The 22,100-nt window shown below is 57.9% G+C and carries 21 protein-coding genes, 1 tRNA gene and 1 pseudogene; 21 read left to right on the top strand and 2 right to left on the bottom strand.

Annotated features, from left to right (window positions below; translation table 11 throughout):
- The first annotated feature begins 47 nt into the window (after window positions 1-47).
- The 10 genes from ptsP (at window position 48) to DSM107133_RS06980 (ending at window position 10,125) form a co-directional block, all read left to right on the top strand.
- Window positions 48-2,285, top strand: a complete 2,238-nt coding sequence (gene ptsP, locus DSM107133_RS06935; RefSeq protein ID WP_114291675.1) for a phosphoenolpyruvate--protein phosphotransferase — start codon at window positions 48-50, stop codon at window positions 2,283-2,285.
- A 409-nt stretch (window positions 2,286-2,694) separates the two neighbouring features.
- Complete coding sequence (locus DSM107133_RS06940) at window positions 2,695-3,465, top strand: SDR family oxidoreductase (RefSeq protein WP_114291674.1); 771 nt, start codon at window positions 2,695-2,697, stop codon at window positions 3,463-3,465.
- Window positions 3,465-4,367 carry a 2-dehydro-3-deoxygalactonokinase gene (locus tag DSM107133_RS06945; RefSeq protein ID WP_114291673.1) on the top strand — a complete coding sequence of 301 codons (903 nt, stop codon included), beginning with the start codon at window positions 3,465-3,467 and terminating at the stop codon, window positions 4,365-4,367. The genes DSM107133_RS06940 and DSM107133_RS06945 overlap by 1 nt, the downstream gene beginning before the upstream one ends.
- The gene (locus tag DSM107133_RS06950; RefSeq protein WP_114291672.1) at window positions 4,364-4,975 is read left to right on the top strand and encodes a 2-dehydro-3-deoxy-6-phosphogalactonate aldolase; all 612 of its coding nucleotides are present in this window, start codon (window positions 4,364-4,366) and stop codon (window positions 4,973-4,975) included. The genes DSM107133_RS06945 and DSM107133_RS06950 overlap by 4 nt, the downstream gene beginning before the upstream one ends.
- Entirely contained in the window at window positions 4,972-5,820 is an 849-nt protein-coding gene (locus DSM107133_RS06955) for an SMP-30/gluconolactonase/LRE family protein (RefSeq protein WP_114291671.1), read from the top strand. Before DSM107133_RS06950 ends, DSM107133_RS06955 begins: the two co-directional genes overlap by 4 nt.
- A 164-nt stretch (window positions 5,821-5,984) precedes the next feature.
- Window positions 5,985-6,932 carry a diacylglycerol kinase family protein gene (locus tag DSM107133_RS06960; RefSeq protein ID WP_114291670.1) on the top strand — a complete coding sequence of 316 codons (948 nt, stop codon included), beginning with the start codon at window positions 5,985-5,987 and terminating at the stop codon, window positions 6,930-6,932.
- On the top strand, window positions 6,929-7,750 hold the full coding sequence (locus DSM107133_RS06965; RefSeq protein ID WP_114291669.1) for a metallophosphoesterase family protein: 822 nt from the start codon (window positions 6,929-6,931) through the stop codon (window positions 7,748-7,750). The genes DSM107133_RS06960 and DSM107133_RS06965 overlap by 4 nt, the downstream gene beginning before the upstream one ends.
- A gap of 199 nt (window positions 7,751-7,949) precedes the next feature.
- Window positions 7,950-8,702, top strand: a complete 753-nt coding sequence (locus DSM107133_RS06970) for an amino acid ABC transporter substrate-binding protein (protein WP_114291668.1) — start codon at window positions 7,950-7,952, stop codon at window positions 8,700-8,702.
- A gap of 5 nt (window positions 8,703-8,707) precedes the next feature.
- Window positions 8,708-9,382: an amino acid ABC transporter permease gene (locus DSM107133_RS06975; RefSeq protein ID WP_114291667.1), complete on the top strand. Its 675-nt coding sequence runs from the start codon at window positions 8,708-8,710 to the stop codon at window positions 9,380-9,382.
- Window positions 9,379-10,125, top strand: coding sequence for an amino acid ABC transporter ATP-binding protein (locus DSM107133_RS06980; RefSeq protein WP_114291666.1), 747 nt, complete (start codon window positions 9,379-9,381; stop codon window positions 10,123-10,125). The genes DSM107133_RS06975 and DSM107133_RS06980 overlap by 4 nt, the downstream gene beginning before the upstream one ends.
- Before the next feature lie 48 nt (window positions 10,126-10,173).
- Here the strand turns inward: DSM107133_RS06980 and DSM107133_RS06985 are convergent, their stop codons facing one another.
- Window positions 10,174-10,893 (bottom strand): GntR family transcriptional regulator, encoded by a 720-nt coding sequence (locus tag DSM107133_RS06985; RefSeq protein WP_240310347.1) that lies wholly within the window; start codon window positions 10,891-10,893, stop codon window positions 10,174-10,176.
- A 228-nt stretch (window positions 10,894-11,121) separates the two neighbouring features.
- Between DSM107133_RS06985 and DSM107133_RS06990 the strand changes: the two genes are divergently transcribed.
- From DSM107133_RS06990 to DSM107133_RS07030, 9 genes and pseudogenes are all read left to right on the top strand, one after another.
- On the top strand, window positions 11,122-12,309 hold the full coding sequence (locus DSM107133_RS06990) for an ABC transporter substrate-binding protein (RefSeq protein WP_114291664.1): 1,188 nt from the start codon (window positions 11,122-11,124) through the stop codon (window positions 12,307-12,309).
- Between the two features lie 86 nt (window positions 12,310-12,395).
- Entirely contained in the window at window positions 12,396-13,265 is an 870-nt protein-coding gene (locus tag DSM107133_RS06995) for a branched-chain amino acid ABC transporter permease (RefSeq protein ID WP_114291663.1), read from the top strand.
- Between the two features lie 4 nt (window positions 13,266-13,269).
- A complete protein-coding gene (locus tag DSM107133_RS07000) occupies window positions 13,270-14,250 on the top strand; it encodes a branched-chain amino acid ABC transporter permease (protein ID WP_114291662.1) in 981 nt (326 codons plus the stop codon).
- Window positions 14,247-15,029, top strand: coding sequence for an ABC transporter ATP-binding protein (locus DSM107133_RS07005; protein WP_114291661.1), 783 nt, complete (start codon window positions 14,247-14,249; stop codon window positions 15,027-15,029). Before DSM107133_RS07000 ends, DSM107133_RS07005 begins: the two co-directional genes overlap by 4 nt.
- Before the next feature lie 3 nt (window positions 15,030-15,032).
- Window positions 15,033-15,755, top strand: coding sequence for an ABC transporter ATP-binding protein (locus DSM107133_RS07010; RefSeq protein WP_114291660.1), 723 nt, complete (start codon window positions 15,033-15,035; stop codon window positions 15,753-15,755).
- 6 nt (window positions 15,756-15,761) lie between these two features.
- On the top strand, window positions 15,762-16,445 hold the full coding sequence (locus tag DSM107133_RS07015; protein ID WP_114291659.1) for an aspartate/glutamate racemase family protein: 684 nt from the start codon (window positions 15,762-15,764) through the stop codon (window positions 16,443-16,445).
- Window positions 16,446-16,834: 389 nt separating this feature from the next.
- Window positions 16,835-18,904, top strand: coding sequence for a tetratricopeptide repeat protein (locus DSM107133_RS07020; RefSeq protein WP_114291658.1), 2,070 nt, complete (start codon window positions 16,835-16,837; stop codon window positions 18,902-18,904).
- Window positions 18,905-18,997: 93 nt separating this feature from the next.
- A pseudogene (locus tag DSM107133_RS07025) lies at window positions 18,998-19,096 on the top strand (IS5/IS1182 family transposase); the annotation flags it as partial.
- A 41-nt stretch (window positions 19,097-19,137) separates the two neighbouring features.
- Window positions 19,138-19,359 (top strand): hypothetical protein, encoded by a 222-nt coding sequence (locus tag DSM107133_RS07030; RefSeq protein ID WP_240310346.1) that lies wholly within the window; start codon window positions 19,138-19,140, stop codon window positions 19,357-19,359.
- Window positions 19,360-19,434: 75 nt separating this feature from the next.
- Here the strand turns inward: DSM107133_RS07030 and DSM107133_RS07035 are convergent.
- Window positions 19,435-19,508 (bottom strand) — tRNA-Cys (locus DSM107133_RS07035).
- A 357-nt stretch (window positions 19,509-19,865) separates the two neighbouring features.
- On the opposite strand from DSM107133_RS07035, the gene DSM107133_RS07040 reads away from it, so the two are divergent.
- Both DSM107133_RS07040 and DSM107133_RS07045 read left to right on the top strand, forming a co-directional pair.
- Entirely contained in the window at window positions 19,866-20,519 is a 654-nt protein-coding gene (locus tag DSM107133_RS07040; RefSeq protein ID WP_114291657.1) for a protein-L-isoaspartate O-methyltransferase, read from the top strand.
- Window positions 20,520-20,613: 94 nt separating this feature from the next.
- Window positions 20,614-22,032 carry a TolC family outer membrane protein gene (locus tag DSM107133_RS07045; RefSeq protein ID WP_240310345.1) on the top strand — a complete coding sequence of 473 codons (1,419 nt, stop codon included), beginning with the start codon at window positions 20,614-20,616 and terminating at the stop codon, window positions 22,030-22,032.
- Window positions 22,033-22,100: the final 68 nt, after the last annotated feature.

Consider the following 22,100-nt stretch of genomic DNA (forward strand, 5'->3'; position numbering starts at 1 on the left):
GCCCGGTGTGATCTAAGCTGATACCGGACACCAAGGGGGGCGCCAGAATGACAGAGCGCACAGACACCGAGAGCCGCAAACTGCTGGGTCGGCTTCGTGATGAACTGGCAGGCGATGCACCGGGTCAGACACGGCTGGACAAGATCACAGCGTTGATCGCGTCGTCGATGGGCTGCGAGGTGTGCTCGATCTACCTGTTCCGCGATCAGGAAACGCTGGAACTGTGCGCCACCGAAGGGTTGAAAGCCGAGGCGGTTCACCAGACGCGGATGCGTCTGGGCGAAGGGCTGGTGGGCCGTGTGGCGCAGCGCCGTCAGGTGGTGAACACCGCGAATGCGCCGCAGGCCAGCGGGTTCCGTTTTATGCCCGAAACCGGCGAAGAGGTGTATTCCAGCTTTCTTGGCATTCCGGTTCAACGTCTGGGCGAGGCGCTGGGCGTTCTGGTGGTGCAGTCCAAGGAAGCCCGCGAGTTCTCTGCCGATGAAATCTATGCACTGGAAGTGGTCGCGATGGTTCTGGCCGAAATGACAGAACTGGGCGCATTTATCGGTGAAGGTGCCGCGATGTCGGCGCGGCACAGCCATCCGGTGATGATCAAGGGCACAACGGGTCAGGAGGGTGTGGCCGAGGGGCATATCTGGCTGCACGAGCCGCGCGTGGTGGTGGTGAACCCCATCGCGGATGATCCGCACCGCGAAATGGAGCGTCTGAACGCCGCTGTTGACGAGTTGCGCATTGGCGTGGACAAGATGCTGAGCCTGGCAGGGCCGGATCAGGAACAGCGGCAGGTGCTGGAAGCCTATCGGATGTTCGCCAATTCCAAAAGCTGGATGCGCCGGATGGAAGAGGACATTGCCCGCGGGCTAAGCGCCGAAGCCGCGGTTGAAAAAGAACAATCACTGGCGCGTGCGCGTGTGGGGCAAGCCGCTGACGGCTATTTGCGCGAACGGCTTAGCGATCTGGACGATCTGTCGAACCGGCTGCTGCGTATTCTGACGGGGCAGGGACAGGACACGGGGGCGGAAATGCCGCCTGATCCCATCCTGGTGGCGCGTAACATCGGCCCGGGTGAATTGCTGGATTACGGACGCAATTTGAAAGGCATCGTACTTGAGGCCGGATCGGTTGGCAGCCACGCGGCCATCGTTGCACGGGCGTTGGCCATACCGCTGGTTGTGCATGCCAAAGGCATCACCACCGAGGCGTTGAACGGTGACCCCGTGATGGTGGACGGCGATCAGGGCATTGTGCACCTGCGCCCTGACGACAACGTCGTGTCGGCCTTTCGTGACAAAATGGCGATGCAGGCCGAGGCGCTTGAACGCTATGCGTCGATCCGTGACAAGCCCGCCGTGACCCTGTGCGGCGCCAAGATTGATCTGATGATGAACGCGGGTCTGATGGCTGATCTGCCGTCTTTGCCCTCGTCGGGCGCCGAAGGGGTGGGGTTGTTTCGCACCGAGTTGCAGTTTCTTATCCGCAACCAGATGCCGCAACGCTCTGAGCTGAGCGCTTTATACGCGCGTGTCATCGACGCCGCGCAGGGCAAGCCGGTGGTCTTTCGCACGCTTGATATCGGGTCGGACAAGGTGCTGACCTATATGAAACCCAACGACGAGCCGAACCCGGCTATGGGGTGGCGCGCGATCCGCGTGGGGCTGGACAAGCCGGGCGTGTTGCGGATGCAGTTGCAGGCGTTGATGCGGGCATCAAGCGGACGGCCCCTGTATGTGATGTTCCCTTTTGTTGCCCAATACGAAGAATACACACAGGCGCGCGCCGAGGTCGACAAGGCGCTGGAACGCGAGCGTCGGTTGGGGCATCCATTGCCCTCGAAAATCGAAGTCGGGGCAATGCTGGAAACGCCGTCGCTGGGCTTTGCGCCGCGTCAGTTTTTTGAAGAGGTTGATTTCATTTCGATCGGGGGCAATGACCTTAAACAGTTCTTTTTTGCGGCGGACCGCGAAAACGAACGGGTGCGCCGACGCTATGACTCTTTGAACGTCAGCTTTCTTAGCTTTCTGGAACAGATCGTTGAACGCTGTTCTGCGTCCAATACGCCTGTTTCCTTCTGCGGCGAAGATGCGGGCCGCCCTGTCGAGGCGATTTGTCTGGCCGCGATCGGGCTGCGCCGTCTGTCGATGCGGCCTGCGTCGATCGGGCCGGTAAAATCGCTGTTGCGCCGCACGAATTTGCAAGAGCTGCGCAAAGTGATTGCAGACACCCGTCATCGCGGCGCGATGTCGGTGCGCCCTGCTGTAATGGAGTGGCTGAAAGAGCAATAGGCATGGGCGTCGCAATGGGTCAGCTTTCAATTTTCATGCTTTTTGCGGCGTAATTTTTGGATTTTTCGGGAATTTATCGTCTTAATGATGCTTTTCCAGCCGGGCGATCAGTTTCGGGGCAGCCGGACATGCATGGCACATTACATCCGGTGTGCATCTGTTTTGCTGCCTTGTTTGTTGCACCGGCTGGCACTTGAAACATGCGGGTACAGAGAAGAATGTACACTTTGCCCGTCTCCGGGGCGTCCGCGCCTGCGCCCGCATTCTGCTGTCTGTCAGAATATTACGCAGCGTCCTGAATAGGATCATCTCGCGGTTGTCTTCGGTATATCCATGGACATACGGTGCCACTCAAGAGGCAGGGCCGTGAACGATGCCTTGCGCAGATGCCCGACACGAGGATTACAAGATGACACCTTATGCAACCTTCCACGATCTCGACGGTGTGTCGGTTTTCATTACCGGCGGCGGCTCGGGAATCGGGGCCGCGCTCAGCGAAGGGTTTCTGGCGCAGGGAGCCAAAGTTGCCTTTGTCCAGCGCTCGGATGCCAGCGCTTTTGTGGCGGAAATGGCCGGAAAATACGCGCATGATCCGCTGTTTATTCCCTGCGATATTACCGATATCCCGGCCTTGTCCAAGGCGATGCAGGCGGCGGCAAGCGCGCACGGGCCAATCACGCGGCTGGTGAACAATGCGGCCAATGACACCCGCCACACGGTTGCGGAAACCACCGTGGAGGACTGGGACGCCTATCAAAACGTCAACCTGCGCCCGCATTTCTTTACGGCCCAGACCGTAGCCCCGATGATGAAGGCGGCGGGCTATGGCTCGATCGTCAACTTTTCCTCGATTGCCTATATGATGGGCATGGCCGGAATGGCGGGCTATGTCACGGCCAAGGCGGCGGTGACCGGTCTGACACGCGCGCTGGCGCGCGAATTGGGGCCGGATCAGATCCGTGTTAACGCGGTGATGCCGGGCTGGGTGCTGACCCAGCGGCAGATGGACCTGTGGGCGACGCCCGAAGATCTTGCGGCCCATCTTGAACGGCAATGCCTGCCCGAACACCTTGCGCCGCGCGATATTGTGGATGCGGTATTGTTCCTGTCCTCCCAAGCCAGCCGGATGATCACAGGGCAGGCGATGGTTGTGGACGGCGGCGTGGCGGTGACGGGTTGATGGCGGTGGTGGACTGGATTGCAGTTGATTGGGGTACAACCCATATGCGGGCATGGCTGATGGCCGCGGATGGTCAGGTGCTTGATGCGCGCAGCAGTGACCGGGGCATGGGAACCCTTGCGCCAGAGGGGTACGAAGCGGCGCTGTTGGCGCTGGTGGCGGACGATCTGGCTGACGGGACAGTTCCGGTGATTGTCTGCGGCATGGCCGGTGCGAAACAGGGCTGGGCCGAAGCACCTTATGCTGCTGTGCCCTGCGCCCCGCCAGACCCGCGCGGCGCGCGCCATGTACCGACGCAGGATGCGCGTTTACAGGTCTACATCCTGTCCGGCGTCAGCCAGCACAGCCCGGCCGAAGTCATGCGCGGCGAAGAAACCCAGATCAAGGGGTTGATCGCCAGCCGCCCCGATTTTGACGGCGTCGCCTGTCTGCCGGGCACCCATACAAAATGGGCGCATCTGAGCGCGGGCGAGATTGTCAGCTTTCAGACTTTCATGACCGGTGAAATGTTTGCTTTGCTGTCGCAGCAATCGGTCTTGCGTCATACAGTGGCATCGACAGGCTGGGATGACGACGCCTTTGCCACCGCTGTCGATGACGCCATGAGCCGCCCGCAGGCCGTCGCCGCCAAACTGTTCGGTCTGCGCGCCGATGCATTGTTAAACGCGCTTGACGGCGCCACGGCCCGCGCGCGGCTTTCGGGCCTGCTGATCGGGATCGAACTGGCCGCGGCGCGCCCCTATTGGCTGGGTCAGCAGGTTGCCCTGATCGGGGCGGCGGCGTCATGCGATGCCTATCAAAATGCGCTAACAGCGCAGGGCGTGCCGGTTTTGCGACTGGACCCGACCGAAATGACATTGGCCGGCTTGTCTGCCGCCTATTCAGAACTGGAGCCTTCATGAGCCGGAATATCATTGCCATCCTGCGCGGTATCACCCCACCCGAAGCCGTGCCGGTCTGCGAGGCGCTGATTGCCGCCGGGATCACCCGCATCGAGGTGCCGCTGAATTCACCCGATCCTTTTGACAGCATCGCGCAGATGCAAAAGGCATTTGGCGATGTGGCCATGATCGGTGCCGGCACTGTGCTGACCGTCGCAGATGTGGAACGGCTGGCTGCGATTGGTGCGCAAATGGTGGTGTCACCCGACTGCAATATCGCGGTGATTGCCGCGACCAAGGATCTGGGCATGGCCTCTTATCCCGGATGTCTGACCCCGACCGAGTGCTTTGCGGCGCTGGCCGCAGGCGCGGACGGGATCAAGATTTTTCCCTCCTTTGTGGTGGGACTGAAGGGCATTCAGGCGATGCGCGCGGTTCTGCCCGCAACCGCGCAGGTCTTTGCCGTTGGTGGCGTGGGAGCCGAAAATTTCAGCGACTGGCTGGCAGTGGGGACTGACGGGTTTGGTATTGGCACGGCCCTTTATTCCCCCGGAATGACGGTCGAGGACATTCGCGGGCGCGCGGCGGGCATCGTCGCCGCCTATGATCTGGCACGAGAGGCACAATGATGGAGATTTTTAGCGATACTGTTTGCGAGCTGGGCGAGGGGCCGTTGTGGCATCCGACCCGCAAACAACTGTTCTGGTTTGATATCATCGGAAAGAAGATGCTGAGCCGCACCGCAACGGGCCAGCAAGTCTGGTCGTTTGACGATCACGTTTCGGCAGCGGGATGGGTGGATGACACCCGACTGCTGGTCGCCTCGGAACGAGAGCTGTTCACCTTTGATGTTGATACGGGCGCGCGCACCCATGTCATACCGCTGGATGCAGACAATCCGGTGACCCGCTCGAACGATGGGCGGGCCGATCCGCAAGGGGGCTTTTGGATCGGAACAATGGGCAAGGGCCACGAGCCGCGCGCCGGTGCGATATACCGGTATTATCGTGGCGAAGTGCGGCAGTTGGTCGAACAGGTGACAGTCAGCAATGCGATCTGTTTCAGCCCCGATGGCAACAGTGCCTATTACACGGATACCGGCAAACAGCGCATCATGCGCACCGGCCTTGATGGCGATGGCTGGCCCACGGGCACGCCCGACGTATTCGTGGACCTGCGCGAGGAGGGGGTGTTTCCAGACGGTGCGGTCGTTGATGCCACAGGCCATTTGTGGAACGCGCAATGGGGCGCAAGCCGCGTGGCCTGTTATGCGCCCGACGGCAGCTTTGTGCGGGCTGTCGCGGTGCCTGCCACACAGGCGTCTTGCCCCTGTTTCGGTGGGGATGATCTGCGGACACTTTTTGTCACGACAGCGGCGGTTGGTATGGACAGCGCGACAGACCCGCAAGCGGGCATGACCTTTGTGCAGCAGATCGACGTGACCGGGCAGGCTGAACATCGCGTGATCTTGTAAGCGCAGGGGCTGAGAGCCGCCTGACACGCGGCAACTGTCCTGCCTACGGGAACCGCGCGCCACTTTTCTGCGTTGCAGTATAGTGGCTTGCCTGCCATCGCGTGCGGTGATGGTGTGGATTGGCCTGTATCTGCGCGAAGCTTCCCGTGCGAAAGGCGACATACATGCAAGCCATCACATCGACCGATCTGCGACCAGCCCTTCAAAATGCGCAGGTTCTGGTCAATCTGAAATCGGGGCGTGGCGCGCAACATCCCGATGTTCACGACCTGAAAAGCGCATTCGAGGCACACGGCATTGCCGCCGAAATAACCCGTCTGAAGCCCGGCGATGATATTCCCGCCATCGCGGCCGATCTGGCCCGCAACGGTGCCGGTCTGGTGGTTGCGGCGGGCGGCGACGGCACGATTTGCGGTGTGGCTTCGGGCTTGGTCGGAACTGATACGGTGATGGGGGTTATCCCACTGGGCACATTCAACTATTTCGGGCGCTCGCTGGACATACCCGAAACGGTCGAGGCGGCGGTGGCCGTCATCGCGCGCAATCATCGCAAATCGCTGCCTGTAGGGGTCATCAATGGCCAGGTGTTTCTGAACAACACCAGTCTGGGCATCTATCCGCAAATCCTGCGCACGCGCGAATCCGTCTATGCCCGTTGGGGACGCAGCCGTCCCGCGGCCTATTGGTCTGTGATGAAAACGATGATGCGATTGCCCCGTCGGCTGAAACTGACGGTGACCACCCAAGACGAACAACGCGAAGTCAAAACGTCACTGTTGTTCGCAGTGTCCAATGCGTTCCAATTGCGCCAGATGGGGCTGGAAGGCGCAGAATGTATCGAAAACGGCCAGCTGGCAGTGCTGATCGCGCCGGATGTGGGGCGGCTTGGGCTGCTGAAAAACGGTCTGGCGCTGATGCTTGGGCGCGCGCAGCGCAATCAGGACTTTGAACTGCTCTGCGCACAGTCGTTGAATATCACCTCAAAGCGCAAATCGCTGTTGGTGGCCCGCGACGGAGAGCGCACGCGGATCAAAGCGCCCTTTGACCTGGAACTGCGTCAGGGGGCATTGTCTGTTCTGACCCCGCAGCGTGATGCAGGGGCTGTGCGATGAAGCGGATCATTCACCTGTCTGACCTGCACTTTGGCCGTGATCGCCCCGAGCTGATGGCGCCGCTGCTTGAGCGGATCAACGGGCTGAAGCCCGATCTGGTGGCCATTTCCGGCGATCTGACCCAACGCGCGCGTAATCGGCAATTCCAGCAGGCGCGTACCTTTGTCGATGCTTTCGAAGCGCCGACCTTGGTGGTGCCGGGCAATCACGACGTTCCCTTGTACAACTTCTTCGAGCGCCTGATCTGGCCCTACCGGCGCTATCGCCGCTGGATCAGCCGCGATTTGCAGCCGGTGATACATTCGCCGCAGGCCACGGTGGTGGGGATCAATTCGGTCAACCCTCTGGGTATCCAGCGCGGGTGGTTCAGCCCGCGTGACATCCGCCGTGTGCGCTACGGATTTCGGGATGCCGCGACGGGGGCCCTGCGCATTGTGGTGGTGCATCACCCGCTGGAACATCTGCCAGGGGAAAGCAAGAAGCTGATGCGCGGCGCTCGCACGGCGATCAAGGCGTTGGGCGATGCGGGCACCGACATCGTATTGTCCGGTCATCTGCACAGCTGGCGTGCCGAAACCTTTGCCCGTATCGAAGACCACCGCGGGGTCATTCAGATCCATGCAGGCACCGGTCTGTCCAACCGGATGCGCGGTGAGTCGAATGATTTCAACCTGCTGCTGCTGGAGGGGGATCGCGTGACCGTCGAACGTTTTGCCGCAGTCGACAGCACCCGCAGTTTCGATCATCACCAACAGGTCAGCTTTCGACGCGATGCCGACGGCTGGGTGCAATGTGGTGATGCAGGATCACCGCAATAGCGCAGGTTCGGGCGGAACAGTCGTGTCGCAGATCGCCCGATACTGTTCAGGGGGGTGAATTTTTTTCTGTAATTGCGCAATATTTCGGGTGAAAATTCGTATCCGCAACCTATTCCAGTCACACAAGACTTGACGCACCTGCGCCCATTGAAGCCGGTTTTTAGCATGTTATTTGCAGTGCAACACAATGGAGTCGGTTATGAAACATACACTCGCGATCACGGCCATCGCCATGGCCTCGACCTTTGGCGCGGCACAGGCTGAAACGTTGAATGTCGGCATGCCCGGCGGCTATTTTCCCTTCACCTTCGTCAAGCTGGACGAGCTGCAAGGGTTCGAGGTTGATTTCATCAACGCCATCGCCGCCCAAACCGGGGACGAGGTGAATTTTGTCACCATGTCGTTCTCGGGGCTGGTGGGAGCGCTGGAATCGGGGCGGATCGACACGATTGCAAACCAGATCACGATCACGCCCGAGCGCGAGGCGAAATATCTGTTTTCACAGCCCTATGTCTTTGACGGCGCTCAGGTTGTGGTCAAGGCGGGCAACGAAGACACGATTGCCAGTGTCGCGGATCTGAGCGGCAAGACCGTGGCGGTGAATCTCGGGTCGAACTTTGAAGAATTGCTGAGCGCGCTGCCCAACGCCGACGAGATCGACATTCGCACCTATGAAAGCAATATCGCCCAAGACACGGCGCTGGGGCGTGTTGATGCCTTTGTAATGGACCGCGTGTCGTCGGCCGAGCTGATTGCAGAAAGCCCGCTGCCGCTGGCGCTTGCGGGCAAACCGTTCAGCGAAATTCGCAACGCCCTGCCGTTTCGCAACGACGCAGAAGGAGCGGCACTGCGCGATCGTTTCGATGCGGCGATCACCACCTTGAAAGAAAATGGCACGCTGAGAGAGATCTCGGAAAAATGGTTCGGCGCTGACATCACGGTTGCCGGGTAACCCCGATGCGCGGGCTGGATTTCGACTATATGTGGAGCCTGGTGCCGGTCTTGCTGGGCTATGTTCCGCTGACGCTGTTCATGGCGTTGGTGGGCATGGCTTTTGCGCTGGTTCTGGCCTCGGTTCTTGCGGTTGAACGCGTGTTTCGCGTGCCGGTTCTGGATGTGTTTGTGCGGCTGTTCATCAGCTTTTTCCGGGGCACGCCGTTGCTGGTGCAGCTGTTCCTGTTTTATTACGGATTGCCGCAGGTTCTGTCGTTTCTGACAAATATCAACGGTGTCACGGCCACGATCATGGGGCTGACCCTGCATTTCTCGGCCTATATGGCCGAAAGCATCCGCGCGGCTATTCTGGGTGTGGACCGCAGCCAGTGGGAAGCCGCGCAGGCGGTTGGAATGACCCAAGGCCAGATGATGCGCCAGATCATTCTGCCACAGGCGGCGCGCGTGGCAGCGCCCACTTTGGTGAACTACTTCATCGACATGATCAAAGGCACTTCGCTGGCCTTTACCCTTGGCGTGACCGAGCTGATGGGGGCGACGCAAAAAGAGGCCGCAGGCAGCTTTCTGTATTTCGAAGCCTTTCTTGTGGTCGCGGCGATCTATTGGATCATGGTCGAGGTGCTGGCCTATGCGCAGCGCCATCTTGAGATCTATCTGAACAAGGCGCACGCGCGATGATCCCTTCGGCAGGCATCTCCATCTCCGGTCTGAACAAGTCTTTTGGCGATACTCGGGTTCTGAGGGATATCTCGCTTGAGATAGCGCCGGGCGAACGTGTTGTCGTGATCGGCCCGTCGGGCACGGGCAAATCGACCTTGTTGCGCACTCTGAACTTTCTGGACCGTCCCGACAGTGGCGTTTTGCGGGTCGGGGATTTGACCGTTGATGCTGAAACGGCGTCGCGCGCTGACATTCTGGCTTTGCGACGGCGCACGTCCTTTGTGTTTCAGAACTATGCGCTTTTTGCCAACAAGACTGTGCGCGAAAATATCACGCAGGCTTTGGTCACGGTCAAAGGTCTGGCCAAGGCCGAGGCGAACGCACGCGCCGATGTGATTCTGCGCGAAACGGGCCTTGCGGATAAGGCTGGGTCCTATCCGTCGGCGCTGTCTGGCGGGCAGCAACAGCGTGTGGGCATTGGCCGTGCCATGGCGCTGGATGCCGATCTGATGCTGTTTGACGAACCCACATCCGCGCTTGACCCCGAATGGGTTGGCGAGGTGTTGGACCTGATGCGCAAGGTGGCCGAAAAGCGTCAGACGATGCTGATTGTCACCCACGAAATGCAATTCGCGCGCGAGATCGCCGATCGCATTATCTTTATGTCCGGCGGTCAGATCGTCGAAGAGGGGACACCGACACAATTGCTGGAAAGCCCGAAAGACCCGCGCACCCAAGCCTTTTTGCGGCGTGTGATCTAACAGGCGTGTATGCGTCCGAAAGTCTGCGCCGGGCACAGGGTGTTCTTCTTAGTCCGAGCGCAGAATTGCTGCCAAATCATCCTGCGGTTCGCGGCGCGCTTCCATATCCAGACCGCTTTGAATGTGGTTCAGGTGGGATTTTAGCAACGTCTCGGCAAGGTCGGGATCATGTGACTGGATCGCTTGCAGGATGTTGCCGTGTTCGTCATCGGGGCAACTGGCGTTCCCGGACGATCCGAAAAGGCCAACGATCAGCGACGTCCGCGTGACCAGCTCGCGCATCATACGAGAGATAAAATTGTTTCCGGTCGCCTGAGCGAGTTTCGTGTGAAATTCGCCTGACAGCCGGATGATTTCAGTCCGCTCGTTGTTTTTGCGTGCCGTATCCTCCAGGGCGATGTGATCGACCAGCAGCGTCAGATCAATATCGTCTGAACTTTGCGCCAATTGGCGTACAAGCGGCGGTTCAATCAGCATCCGGGCCGCAAAGACATCGTTGGCTTCGGATTTGTCGGGGCAGGCGACATAGGCACCGCGGTTTGACTGAAGCTCGATCAGCCCCTGGCTTGAGAGCAGCAATAGGGCGCGCCGAATCCGCATCCGGCCAACACCAAAGGTCTCGCACAGGCGCGCTTCGCTGAGTTTGGTATTTGGCGCCAAACGTTGTTCCATGATGGCCTTGTAGATGCGCTCGACAATGAACTTTTCTTCCGATCCCGCCTTGGGGTCCGACGTCGCTAGGCTGGTTTGCGGCAGGGTGGAGGACACAAGATCACTTTCAAAACTGATAGGGTTACGACTTTTGCTGACTGCAAATGCTTAATCTTCAATCAGTGTAAGGCCAAGCTTTAGAATTTGTCGACCGAAATGCCAAATATGTTGACAAAGATTGTTAACAATCGTGAACTGACCCTGCGGCATGTGTGTGGAATCCATCAAACGGCCCGCCAAAGATGGCGCAAACGCGTCAAAACAGAATTCAACGGGAGTTAAGAAATGCAACGAAGAACAATGATGAAGGCGGCCATGACGGCCGTAACACTGACGGCATTTGGCGCAACAGTTGCCTTTGCCGAGAACCCGGTTTTGAAAATCGGCTTTGTTGGCGTGACCAGCGGACCAGCGGCGGCCTGGGGGATTTCCAACCAGCGGTCGATGGAAGCACGCGCGGCCTGGATCAATGAAACCGGCGGCTATACCATCGGTGACACGACCTATGACATCGAGATCGTGTCCTTTGACGACCAGAAAGACCCCAAGCGCGCGATTGCGGGCATGGAGAAGATGGCCCAGGAAGGCATTCACTATGTGGTTGGCCCCAACGTTGACGATGGCGCGGCCGCTGTCCGTCCGGTGGCTGAATCCAACGGGATCATGTATTTCCCTTATGCCTTCCCCAAGTCGCTCTACGAAGCGCCAGCCTCAAACGCGGTTCTGGGCATGGTGGCCAACTATCAATCCGGCCCGGCGATCTACAAATATCTGATGGATGAGAAGGGCGTGAAAACAGTCGCCTTTGTCGCAGCCAATGAATCCGACCCGCTGAGCCAGCGCGACGGCGGTGTGGAAGCTGCAAAAGCGCTTGGGTTGGACGTGGTTTCTGACAACGTGACCTATCAGGTCGACACGACCGACTTTACGCCGGTGCTGACCCCGGTGATACGCGCGCGTCCTGATCTGCTGGTTCTGTCCGGTGTGTCGCCTGCGAATGCGCCGCAATTGATCCGCTCGGCACGCGAGCTGGGTTTTGAGGGCATCATTTCGACCGAAACCGCACAGGATGCGGGTGTTCTGGCCGAGGGTGCCGGTGATCTGGCAAACGGGTTTATTTCGGTCGGTGGTGCGTCCACGCCGGAACTGGCCTCGCCGATGATGAAGGAATTCGTGCAGCGCTACACCGATATGTTTGGCGAATATAACGACGAGTCGAACACCAAGGTTTACGCTTTGGAATACATTCTGGAAACGCTCAAGGCTGATCCTGCTGCGATTTCCGACGTCGAAGCGTTCCAGACAACGATGGATACGTTCGAAGCGCCCAACCCCTACATGAACGGCGATGCAAAGCTGCGTTACGTCGGTATGACGTCCTTTGGCCAAAAGCGTCAGGTCGCTGTGCCGCTGGTGGTGAACGTTTATCAGGACGGCGCGTTCGAGACGCTTTTCGTCGCTGAAGTCGACTAAACGTCCCTTTCTGCCGTTGGGGGAATCCCAGGCAGAATAACCCCGGGCCTGACCGGCCCGGGGCATTTCCACGAAAGGAAATCTGAATGGAACAGATATTGGCGAATGGCGTCTATCTGGGGTCCCAATATGCGATGATCGCGCTTGGTCTGACCCTGATTTTTGCCCTGATGAACGTTCTGAATTTTGCCCACGGGCAGATGTATGTGATTGGTGGTTTTGTCACCTATACCTTCTACGGCCAATTGGGCGTGCCGTTCGTTCTGGCCCTTCTTATGTCTTGTGTCACACTGGCGATCCTGGGGGCATTGATCGAACGCTTCCTTTTTGCCCCTGTGATCAAAGGCTCGGCACGCGAAGAAAGCACCATGCTGTTGGCAGCCGGTATCGCCTTTTTCCTGGATGCGCTGATCCTGATTGTTTTCGGTGAGAAGCAACGCGGTGTTCCAAAGATCGTCGACGGGGTGTTCAACTGGGATTTCCGCGTGATCATGCCCTATGACCGCATCCTGATCTGTTTTCTCGCGATTTTGTCAATCGTCGCCTTTATCGGTTTGATGCAATACACAAAAACAGGCCGGGCGCTGCGCGCACTGGCCCAGGACCGGACCGCCGCACAGCTTATGGGCGTGAATGTCGACCGCTATTCGATGATCGGTTTTGCCCTTGGGGCGATGCTGGCGGGTCTGGTTGGCGGTCTGCTGGTCACCATTACCGGTGTGAACCTTGGCATGGGCGGCCCGACATCCATCAAGGCCTTTATGATGGTCATGATCGGTGGCGCGGGGGTGATATCCGGCGCGATCTGGGGTGGCATCATCCTTGGGTTTATGGAGGCGATCGGCCTGACGCTGCTCTACCAGTACGGCGACATTACCTATCTGCTGATCTTCGTTTCGCTGATGATTTTCCTGGCCATCCGACCGCAGGGTTTGATGGGCAAGCCGTGGGGTTAATGTGATGCTTGGATTTTCCTCAAAACAGCTGATGGGTGTCGGGATATTCCTGTTCATGATCTTCATCGGTGTCCCGCTGATCATCGGTGCCACAGGGCGCTGGGACTTTTACTTTACGCTTACATCTGTCGCGCTTCTGGCAATTGCGAGCGCGGGGGTCTGGCTGACCTTTTACATCGGCCGGATCAACATTGGCCAAGGTGCCTTTGCGCTGATCGGCGCATATGTGTCGGCCATTCTGGTTGTCAAAGCAGACTGGTCGTTCTGGATATCGCTGCCTGCGGCGGGTCTGTTCGCGGCCGGGGTTGCGATCCTGATCGGCCTGCCAATCCTGCGCCTGCGCGGTGTCTATTTTGCGATGATCACGCTGGTTCTGACACAGGTTGTCACGCTGACCGCCCTGGCGCTGCCCGTCACCAACGGAGCAAAGGGTATTTCCAACATCCCGCTGCCGTCGGGCGTGTCATTGTTCGGCATTCCGATACTGCCTGACTTTTCCGCGATGGCGAATACCAAGCTGGCCTTCTATTACACCGCCTGCATCATCATGATCATGACCTATGCCGCGCTGTATCGGTTGGTGAATTCCCGCCTTGGGCATCTGTGCCGCTCGATGCAGCAGAACGAGGAACTGGCCAGCTCGATCGGGGTGAACATTTCCTATATCCGCATCGTGATCTTTGCCATCTCCAGCTTTTTCGGCGGGCTAGGCGGGGCCATGTTCGGATCTATCGCGCAGTCGGTTTATCCTTCCAGCTTTCAAGTGGCGGATTCCGTCAACTTCATGCTGAACTGTTTTCTGGGCGGGCTTGGCTATGTCTTTGGTCCGATGCTTGGAACACTTGTGCTCTACTTTGGCTGGGACCTGCTGTTCGAGTTCGGCAAATACCAGATGTTGATCTATTCCACGATCCTGATCGTCATCATCCGCTTTCTTCCCAATGGCCTGCTGAGCATCCGTTTCGGCAAAGGAGGTGACAAATGAGCCCGCTTCTTCGAGTCAGGAACGTCACCAAGAAATACGGTGGCCTGACGGCCAACAATGACATCAGCTTTGATGTGGGCGAACACGAAATCCTGTCGGTGATCGGGCCGAACGGGGCCGGTAAATCGACCCTGTTCAAAATGATAGCCTCTTTCACGCCGACAACGTCGGGCGAGGTGATCTATCAGGGCGCGCGTATTTCAAACCTCAAGCCGCATATCGTGGCCCGCAAGGGGGTTGTGCGTACGTTCCAGGAAACCACGATCTTCAAAAGCATGACCGTGCGCGAAAGCGTTGTTGTGGCGCAGCACCTGCGCGCCAGAGCATCGCTGGCGGGGTATTTCTGGGGATCGAAGACGGCCAAAAGCGATGTGACCGCCTTTGAGAAATATGCCGACGAGTTGCTGGAGTTTCTTGGCATGTCTGAAATCCGCAACGAACAGGCCAGCAATCTGCCGCAGGGCAGCCTGCGCGCGCTTGGGATTGCAATTGGTCTTGCGACCGATCCGAAGGTGCTGCTGCTGGACGAACCGTTCGCGGGCATGAACCATGATGAAACCATGAATATGGTCGATCTGGTGCGATCGGTGCGCGACGAGCGTGGGGTGACGGTGATGCTGGTGGAACACGACATGCCGGCGGTCATGAGCATTTCGGACCGGATTGTCGTGCTGAACTTTGGAGAGAAAATCGCCGAGGGCACGCCCATCGAAATCCAGAACAACGAGAAGGTCATCGAGGCTTATCTCGGCAGTGTCGACGACGAGATAGGGATGTAAGCCATGACAGCCATGTTGGATTTCAAAGACGTCGAACTTTACTACGATCATGTTTACGCACTGAAAGGTGTGTCGCTGAACGTGAACCAGGGGGAAACCGTTGCCCTGATCGGGGCCAATGGTGCAGGCAAGTCATCAATCCTGCGCGCCATCACCGGTCTGGCCAAGCCGAAAAGCGGCTCTGTGACTTTTGAGGGCGCGCGTGTAGATGGCACCGATCCGTCGGATATTGTCAGGCGGGGCATCGCCATGGTGCCCGAAGGACGCCGTGTGTTTCCCTTTATGTCGGTCAAGGACAACCTGATGATGGGGGCCTTTACCCGCACCGACAAGGCAGAGATTCAGGCAACGCTCGACAGCATCCTGACCCGCTTTCCACGCCTGAAGGAACGCTATGCACAGGCCGCGGGCACGCTGTCTGGGGGCGAGCAACAGATGATGGTCATTGGTCGTGCCTTGATGGCCAAGCCCAAGCTTTTGCTGCTGGATGAACCCAGCCTTGGCATCGCGCCAAAGCTGGTGCAGGACATTGCCCGCTCCATCGTGGCGATCAACCGCGACGAAGGCGTGTCCGTGCTGCTGGTAGAGCAGAACTCGCGCATGGCGCTGAGCATTTCGCACCGTGCCTATGCGATGGCCACGGGCAACGTTGTGATCGAAGGCAATTCCAAAGAGCTGCTGCACGATGACCGGATCAAGGCCGCCTACCTTGGCGGCGAGGTGTAAATTCTTATGAAAATTCTGGTTATCAATCCGAACACGACCCGTTCGATGACGGATAAGATTGCGATTGCAGCCAGGGCGGTTGCCCGCCCGGATACCGAGATTGTGGCGGCCAATTCTCAGAACGGCCCGGCAAGTATTCAGGGGTATCTGGATGTTGCAAACTGCGTCCCCGGCCTGCTGGCCGAGGTGGCGCAGCACCCCGATGTCGATGCTATCGTGGTTGCCTGTTTCGACGACACCGGCGTGGATGCGGTGCGTACGCTGGTTAACGTGCCGGTTCTGGGCATCGGCGAGGCCGCCTATCACGCGGCCAGTATGATTGCCAACAAGTTCAGCGTCATAACAACCCTGTCGCGTTCTGTGCCAGGACTGGAAAACAACCTGATGCGCTATGGTCTTGCCCAGAAATGCGCGCGGGTTCGGGCCACGGAAATCCCTGTTCTCAAGCTGGAAGAGGGAGACCCGGCAACGCTGTTCAAGATCCGGTCGGAAATACGCGAAGCAATCGGACAGGACAACGCAGAGGCCATCGTTCTGGGCTGCGCAGGCATGGCCGATCTGATGGCAGAGCTTAGCGCGGAATTCGGTTTGCCGGTCATCGACGGCGTCGCGGCCGGTGTCACCTTTGCCGAGGCGCTGGTGAATAATCGTCTCAGCACGTCGAAAATCGGCGCATACGCGAACAGGTAAGATCGCGGCACTTCTGTTGATCGGGACGCTGCAACAGACACAAAAGCCTGGCGCAAACAGCAATTGCGCCAGGCTTTTCCAGTTTGCATGATTGTTACAGCTTCTGACGCGGCACAATCTGGCGGTCAACACGTTGATTGCAAACAGGTTTCAAAATATGTGCCAGGCCGTGCGGCCTGCTATCGGCCAAGGTGCTGCCGAAGTGGCCAGACCGTCACAAAACCTGCGGAAAGGGTGGGGCCCGTTGGTGCGGGTTCAATATATTTTAAACAATTTCCGCGCACAAAATAGTTGACCGGATAACGGGTGCTCCCCCGTCTCATTCACATCCGGTGGGTAAGTCGAAGAATTCGATTCAAAGCTAGAAACAGGCGATGTGAAGAGGTCTTATGTTCACACTAAAGAACCAGAAACCGTTGGGCCGATCAGCTCTTACTGGCAATTTCAAAAACAAGCTCAACCCAGATGTTGAGATGCCGCCTGCCAGAAAAATGGTATTGCTAAATGTGTTATATAAGAAACGGGATTGGGAGGGGTTGATCCAGGAATGTGGCCCACTTGTCAAAGAATACCCGAACACCGAACCCTTATGGACCTTTGTCGGAATCGCTGCCCAAAAGCTTGGGCGCAGCGATGTCGCCATCGCAGCATTGGTCCGGGCAGCCAGACTGAGACCGGCTGTTGCGACGTGTTCGACTCTGGCCTCTGCCTTTGAACAGGCGGGCCTGTACCACAATGCACAAGAATGGTACGCCAAGACGATAACACTGGCACCTGGAACGGCTAAGTATCTGCTTTCATATGGTAATGCACTTCTGAAATCTGGCCGGAAAATGGCTGCGATCAAGCAACTCGAAGCGTTTACAGAAAAATCACCTTCATCTGCAAACGGCTTTGCGTGCCTTGCAGAGGCCTATTTACAGGCGCAAGATCAGGAAAATGCCGCGCAGGCGCTTGAAAAAGCGATCGAACTTGAGCCTGCCAGCGCGATTTACCATCACAATCTGGCAGTCGCAAATCTGGCGGCCGGGCGGCTTGGTGCTGCGGTCGACGGTTTTGAACAAGCACTGTCACTTGACCCGACGTTGCCGGGCGTGTTCGCGCAAAAGTTGGGCTTGCAGCTGAAGATCTGCGATTGGAGAGCGTTTGATGAATTCGACACCCTGCGGTGCCAAATGGGTATAGACGGGGCCGCAGCTGAACCGTTCATTTTCCTCGGCCTGGAAGACCATGCAGGGCGGCAGAAAAAAAGGTCACAACGTTTTGCCCGTGATTGGAAGGTTCATGACTGCGAAACACCGGTTCGGGATCGCGGAAAGATCAGGGTGGGGTATGTGTCTTCGGACTTTTACAACCATGCGACGCTGTATCTGCTGAATGGTGTCATTGCCCATCATGATCGGGATGCCTTTGAAATTTATGCCTATGGGTTAAATCCACCGAGTGATGATGCAGAAGCGAAAAAGCTGCGCGCAAATGTGGATGTTTACCGCGATGTCCATAGTCTTTCAGACGCTGAGATTGCGCAACTTGCGCGCCATGATGGGCTGGACGTGGCAATTGATCTCAAGGGGTATACCAACGGCAGTCGTCCACAGCTTTTTTGTCAGGGGCTGGCACCGGTTCAGATCAACTATTTAGGGTATCCGGGCACAACGGGGTCAGATTGTATGGATTATATTGTGGCCGACCAGATCGTTATCCCGCCTGAACGCCGGCAAGATTACAGTGAGTCGGTTATTTATCTGCCCCACAGTTACCAGCCAAATGACGATCGTCGCCAGGTCGCCCGGACGGATGATTGCCGCAAGGATCACGGTCTGCCCCAGGAAGGGATCGTCCTGTGTTGCTTCAACAATTGCAACAAGATCTCGCCCCGGGAATTTGATATCTGGATGCGGGTCATGGGGAATTTTCCCACGGCAGTGCTTTGGTTGATCGACAATGGTCCAGAAGCAAGCAGCAACCTGCAAAAAGAGGCGCACAAACGCGGTATCGCGTCGGATCGGCTTGTGTTTGCGCGCCCTGTCAACGTTGCACACCATCTGGCGCGCCACAAACACGCAGATCTGTTTCTGGATACATTCAATTATAACGCCCATACGACGGCAAGCGATGCGTTGTGGGCGGGCTTGCCTGTCGTCACAATGGCTGGCGAACAATTTGCGGCGCGGGTCGGTGCAAGCCTTTTGCATGCAGCCAATCTGTCCGAGTTGGTCACCCAAAGCGCTGCGGCCTATGAAGCGTTGATTACAAAGCTTTTAAGTAATCCGGGAAAGTTGAAAGAGCTGCGGCAAAGCCTGACGGGCAATCGCCTTGAATTGCCGTTGTTTGATACACAGGCTTATGCAAGGGCGCTTGAAACAGCCTATACCAAGGCGATAACGGCCACCGCTGATCCAGGCGGGATCAGGGCTGAAATTTTTGTCCCGGATCACTGTGAATCCCGTCCAGGCTGAACAGGGTACGGGGTCCGTGGGGCTTTGTTGCATAAGTCGACTGACGAGATTCACTGTATGAATACAGCGTGATAGCTGGGGGAATGAGCAGCTGAAGGCAAGTGGACTGCTCGCAAGTATGGCGGTTCCAAACGCCGCATATGGCGTAAGATATCCATAGGCACCGACGATGAAACGCTCAAGGTTCGGGCATCCTAACTCGTTCTGACGGTTCGGCGATGAGCTGTCACTCCATGGCGCGAGTTATGGTGAATGAGCGTATGCGTCTGGGATTGAAGGCTTGTGACCAGCATGCGCTGCGCTATCGAGGTGCCATGGAACTTGTCTGGGCCGGTCGCTCGGACGACGAGATCGCCAGCCATGGCGGTCACACATCCAAGAAGTTGATCATCAAATATGCGGGGGAAGCCCGCCAAGTCATGCGGGCGCGTCAGGCCGCAGCCAAACGGAAATAGCCAAGCACAGAACCGGCGCAAAACGAGAAACTGATACCCCAATGAGCAGAGTAGATCATAAGTTATTGAAAATAATGGAGGCGAGTACCGGAATCGAACCGGTGTACACGGATTTGCAATCCGCTGCGTCACCACTCCGCCAACTCGCCAGAGCCTTGAAAACAAGGGCTTTCGTGGATTTCGCGGTCATAGGACGTTTTCCGCAAGAGCGCAAGTCCAATCCTTTCGCGGCGCAGCGTCCTGTTGGATTTTTTGAGGCAGGCATCCTGCGATATTCGGATTGCGCGGGGTAGAGAGCCGAATTGATCCGGTGAAAAAACCGTCAGGATCACACTGTTGCGGCCTGCGGGGCAGACAGGGGCGGGCCCCGCGCGAGGGTTTTGGCTGCTCTTGCGTCATCATTGCGTCCAATCGCCGCCTGAATTTCGCGCCATCGGCCCGTTGCCGTGCTGTTCGGAATGTGGCACACCTAGTTGCGAAAGATTCCGAACAGATGAGTTCAGTTCATGACAAACTATGAAATGCGTCGCACGATGATGGTCGATACGCAGGTGCGTCCTTCGGATGTGACCAAGTTTCCCATCATCGAAGCGATGCTGTCCGTTGCGCGCGAAGACTTTGTGCCCGTGGCCCAGCGTGAGGCCGCCTATATGGGCGAGAACATTGATCTGGGGCAGGAGCGCGTAGTGCTTGAGCCGCGGACATTGGCCAAGATGCTGGATTTTCTGGACATCGGAAATGATGACCTGGTGCTGGATGTGGGCGCTGGCATGGGGTATTCTTCAGCTGTAATCGCACATATGGCCGAAGCCGTTGTTGCCGTAGAAGAAGACGAAGACATGGCCCGCGAGGCGCAAGAGGCGCTGACAGTGGCAGGGGCTGACAATGTCGCCTTGCACACCGGGCCGCTGGTCGAGGGGGCAGCGCAGCATGGCCCTTATGATGTGGTGATCATTCAGGGCGGGGTAACCCATGTACCGGACACGTTGATCGCACAGATCAAGGATGGCGGGCGCATCGGTTGCCTGTTCATGGATGGCGCGCTGGGTGAAGTGCGTGTTGGTTACAAGATTGATGGACGTATGTCGTGGCGCAATGCGTTTAACGCAGGCGCGCCGGTTTTGCCCGGTTTCGAGGCACATAGTAAATTTCAGCTGTAATTGCTTCGCCGTAGCGGTCCAGAGCATTTGCATATAGACTAAGCTGGTGTGCAAAGCACCGCATGTTGGGGACGGATGAAAGATGAAATCTGCGATGGGACGTATTTCTGGCAGCGCTCTGAGCCTGGCACTTGTGATCGGGATTGCATTTTCCGCACCGGCACGCGCCGATACCTTGGCGGATGCTTTGGCCGGCGCATATACCCATTCCGGTCTTCTGGATCAGAACCGTGCCTTGTTGCGCGCTGCGGATGAAGATGTGGCGACGGCACAGGCGCTGCTGCGGCCCATCGTGAACTGGTCGGCCAGTATCGATCGCACCTTTGGCACCAATGGCGCTAACTCGGCCCTCGGGACCGGGTTCAGTCGCACGTCGCTCGGGAACACATCGACGACGTTGCAGATTGTTGCCCAGATGCTGATCTATGATTTTGGCGCCTCGGTGTCGCGGATCAGTGCCTCCAAAGAGGTTGTTCTGGCCACCCGCGCATCCTTGTTGTCGATCGAACAGCAGGTACTGTTGCGGGCTGTGTCTGCCTATATGACGGTCCGTCAGTCTTATGAATTTGTGGCTTTGCGCGAAAACAACATGCGTTTGCTGACACAGGAGTTGCGCGCAGCGCGGGACCGGTTCGAAGTGGGGGAGGTGACCCGCACCGATGTGTCGCTGGCCGAAGCGCAACTGGCGTCGGCACGCAGCGGTGTTGCCGCTGCCAAACGTGACCTGGCCCAGGCCATCGAATTCTATCGCAACGTGGTGGGCCGCGAGCCGGGGCAACTGGCACCGCCCCCCAGTCTGCCGCGGACCGAAAGCAACGTTGACGCAGCCAAAGCCGTGGCAATGCGGCGTCACCCTGATATGGCGGCCGCTCAGCATCAGGTGGCTGCGAATGATCTGCTGGTGGTCGCAACAGATCGTGACATGCTGCCAACCGTCAGCCTGAGCGGATCGCTGTCGGCCACCGAGAATTTCGGCAATGACAATTTCCGTCGGGCCGGAAGCGTGGGTGTTGAGATTGGCGGCCCGATCTATCGGGGCGGCCGTTTGTCTTCGGCCAATCGCGCTGCTATTGCGCGCCGTGATGCTGCGCGCAGCAATCTGCATGTTGTGCGCCATGATCTTGCCGAGGGTGTTGGCAATGCCATTGCCGATCTGCAAGCGTTGATTGCCCAATCCCAGGCCAGTGAACGTCAGGTCCGTGCCGCACAGGTCGCATTCAGCGGTGTGCGCGAAGAGGCGACGTTGGGTGCACGCACCACACTGGATGTGCTGGACGCCGAACAACAGCTGCTGGACGCCCAGGCGCTGCGCATTCAGGCGCAGGCGCAGGTCTATGTGGCAGCCTATTCGGTTCTGGCGTCGATGGGCCTGCTGACGGCCGAGCAACTGGGCCTGAATGTTCAGCTTTACGATCCCGAAGCCTATTATAATCTCGTCAAGGATGGTCCGGCGAAGAGGACCAAGCAAGGCAAGCAGCTGGACCGGGTGCTCAAGGCACTGGGCAAGGACTGACATAAAAAGACCTACAATTTTTCGCACCTGTTGTGAGAATCTCCGGTTCGCGGTAGACTGCGTTCCGA

Origin of the sequence: Pseudosulfitobacter sp. DSM 107133 (assembly GCF_022788695.1) — a bacterium.
GTDB lineage: Bacteria > Pseudomonadota > Alphaproteobacteria > Rhodobacterales > Rhodobacteraceae > Pseudosulfitobacter.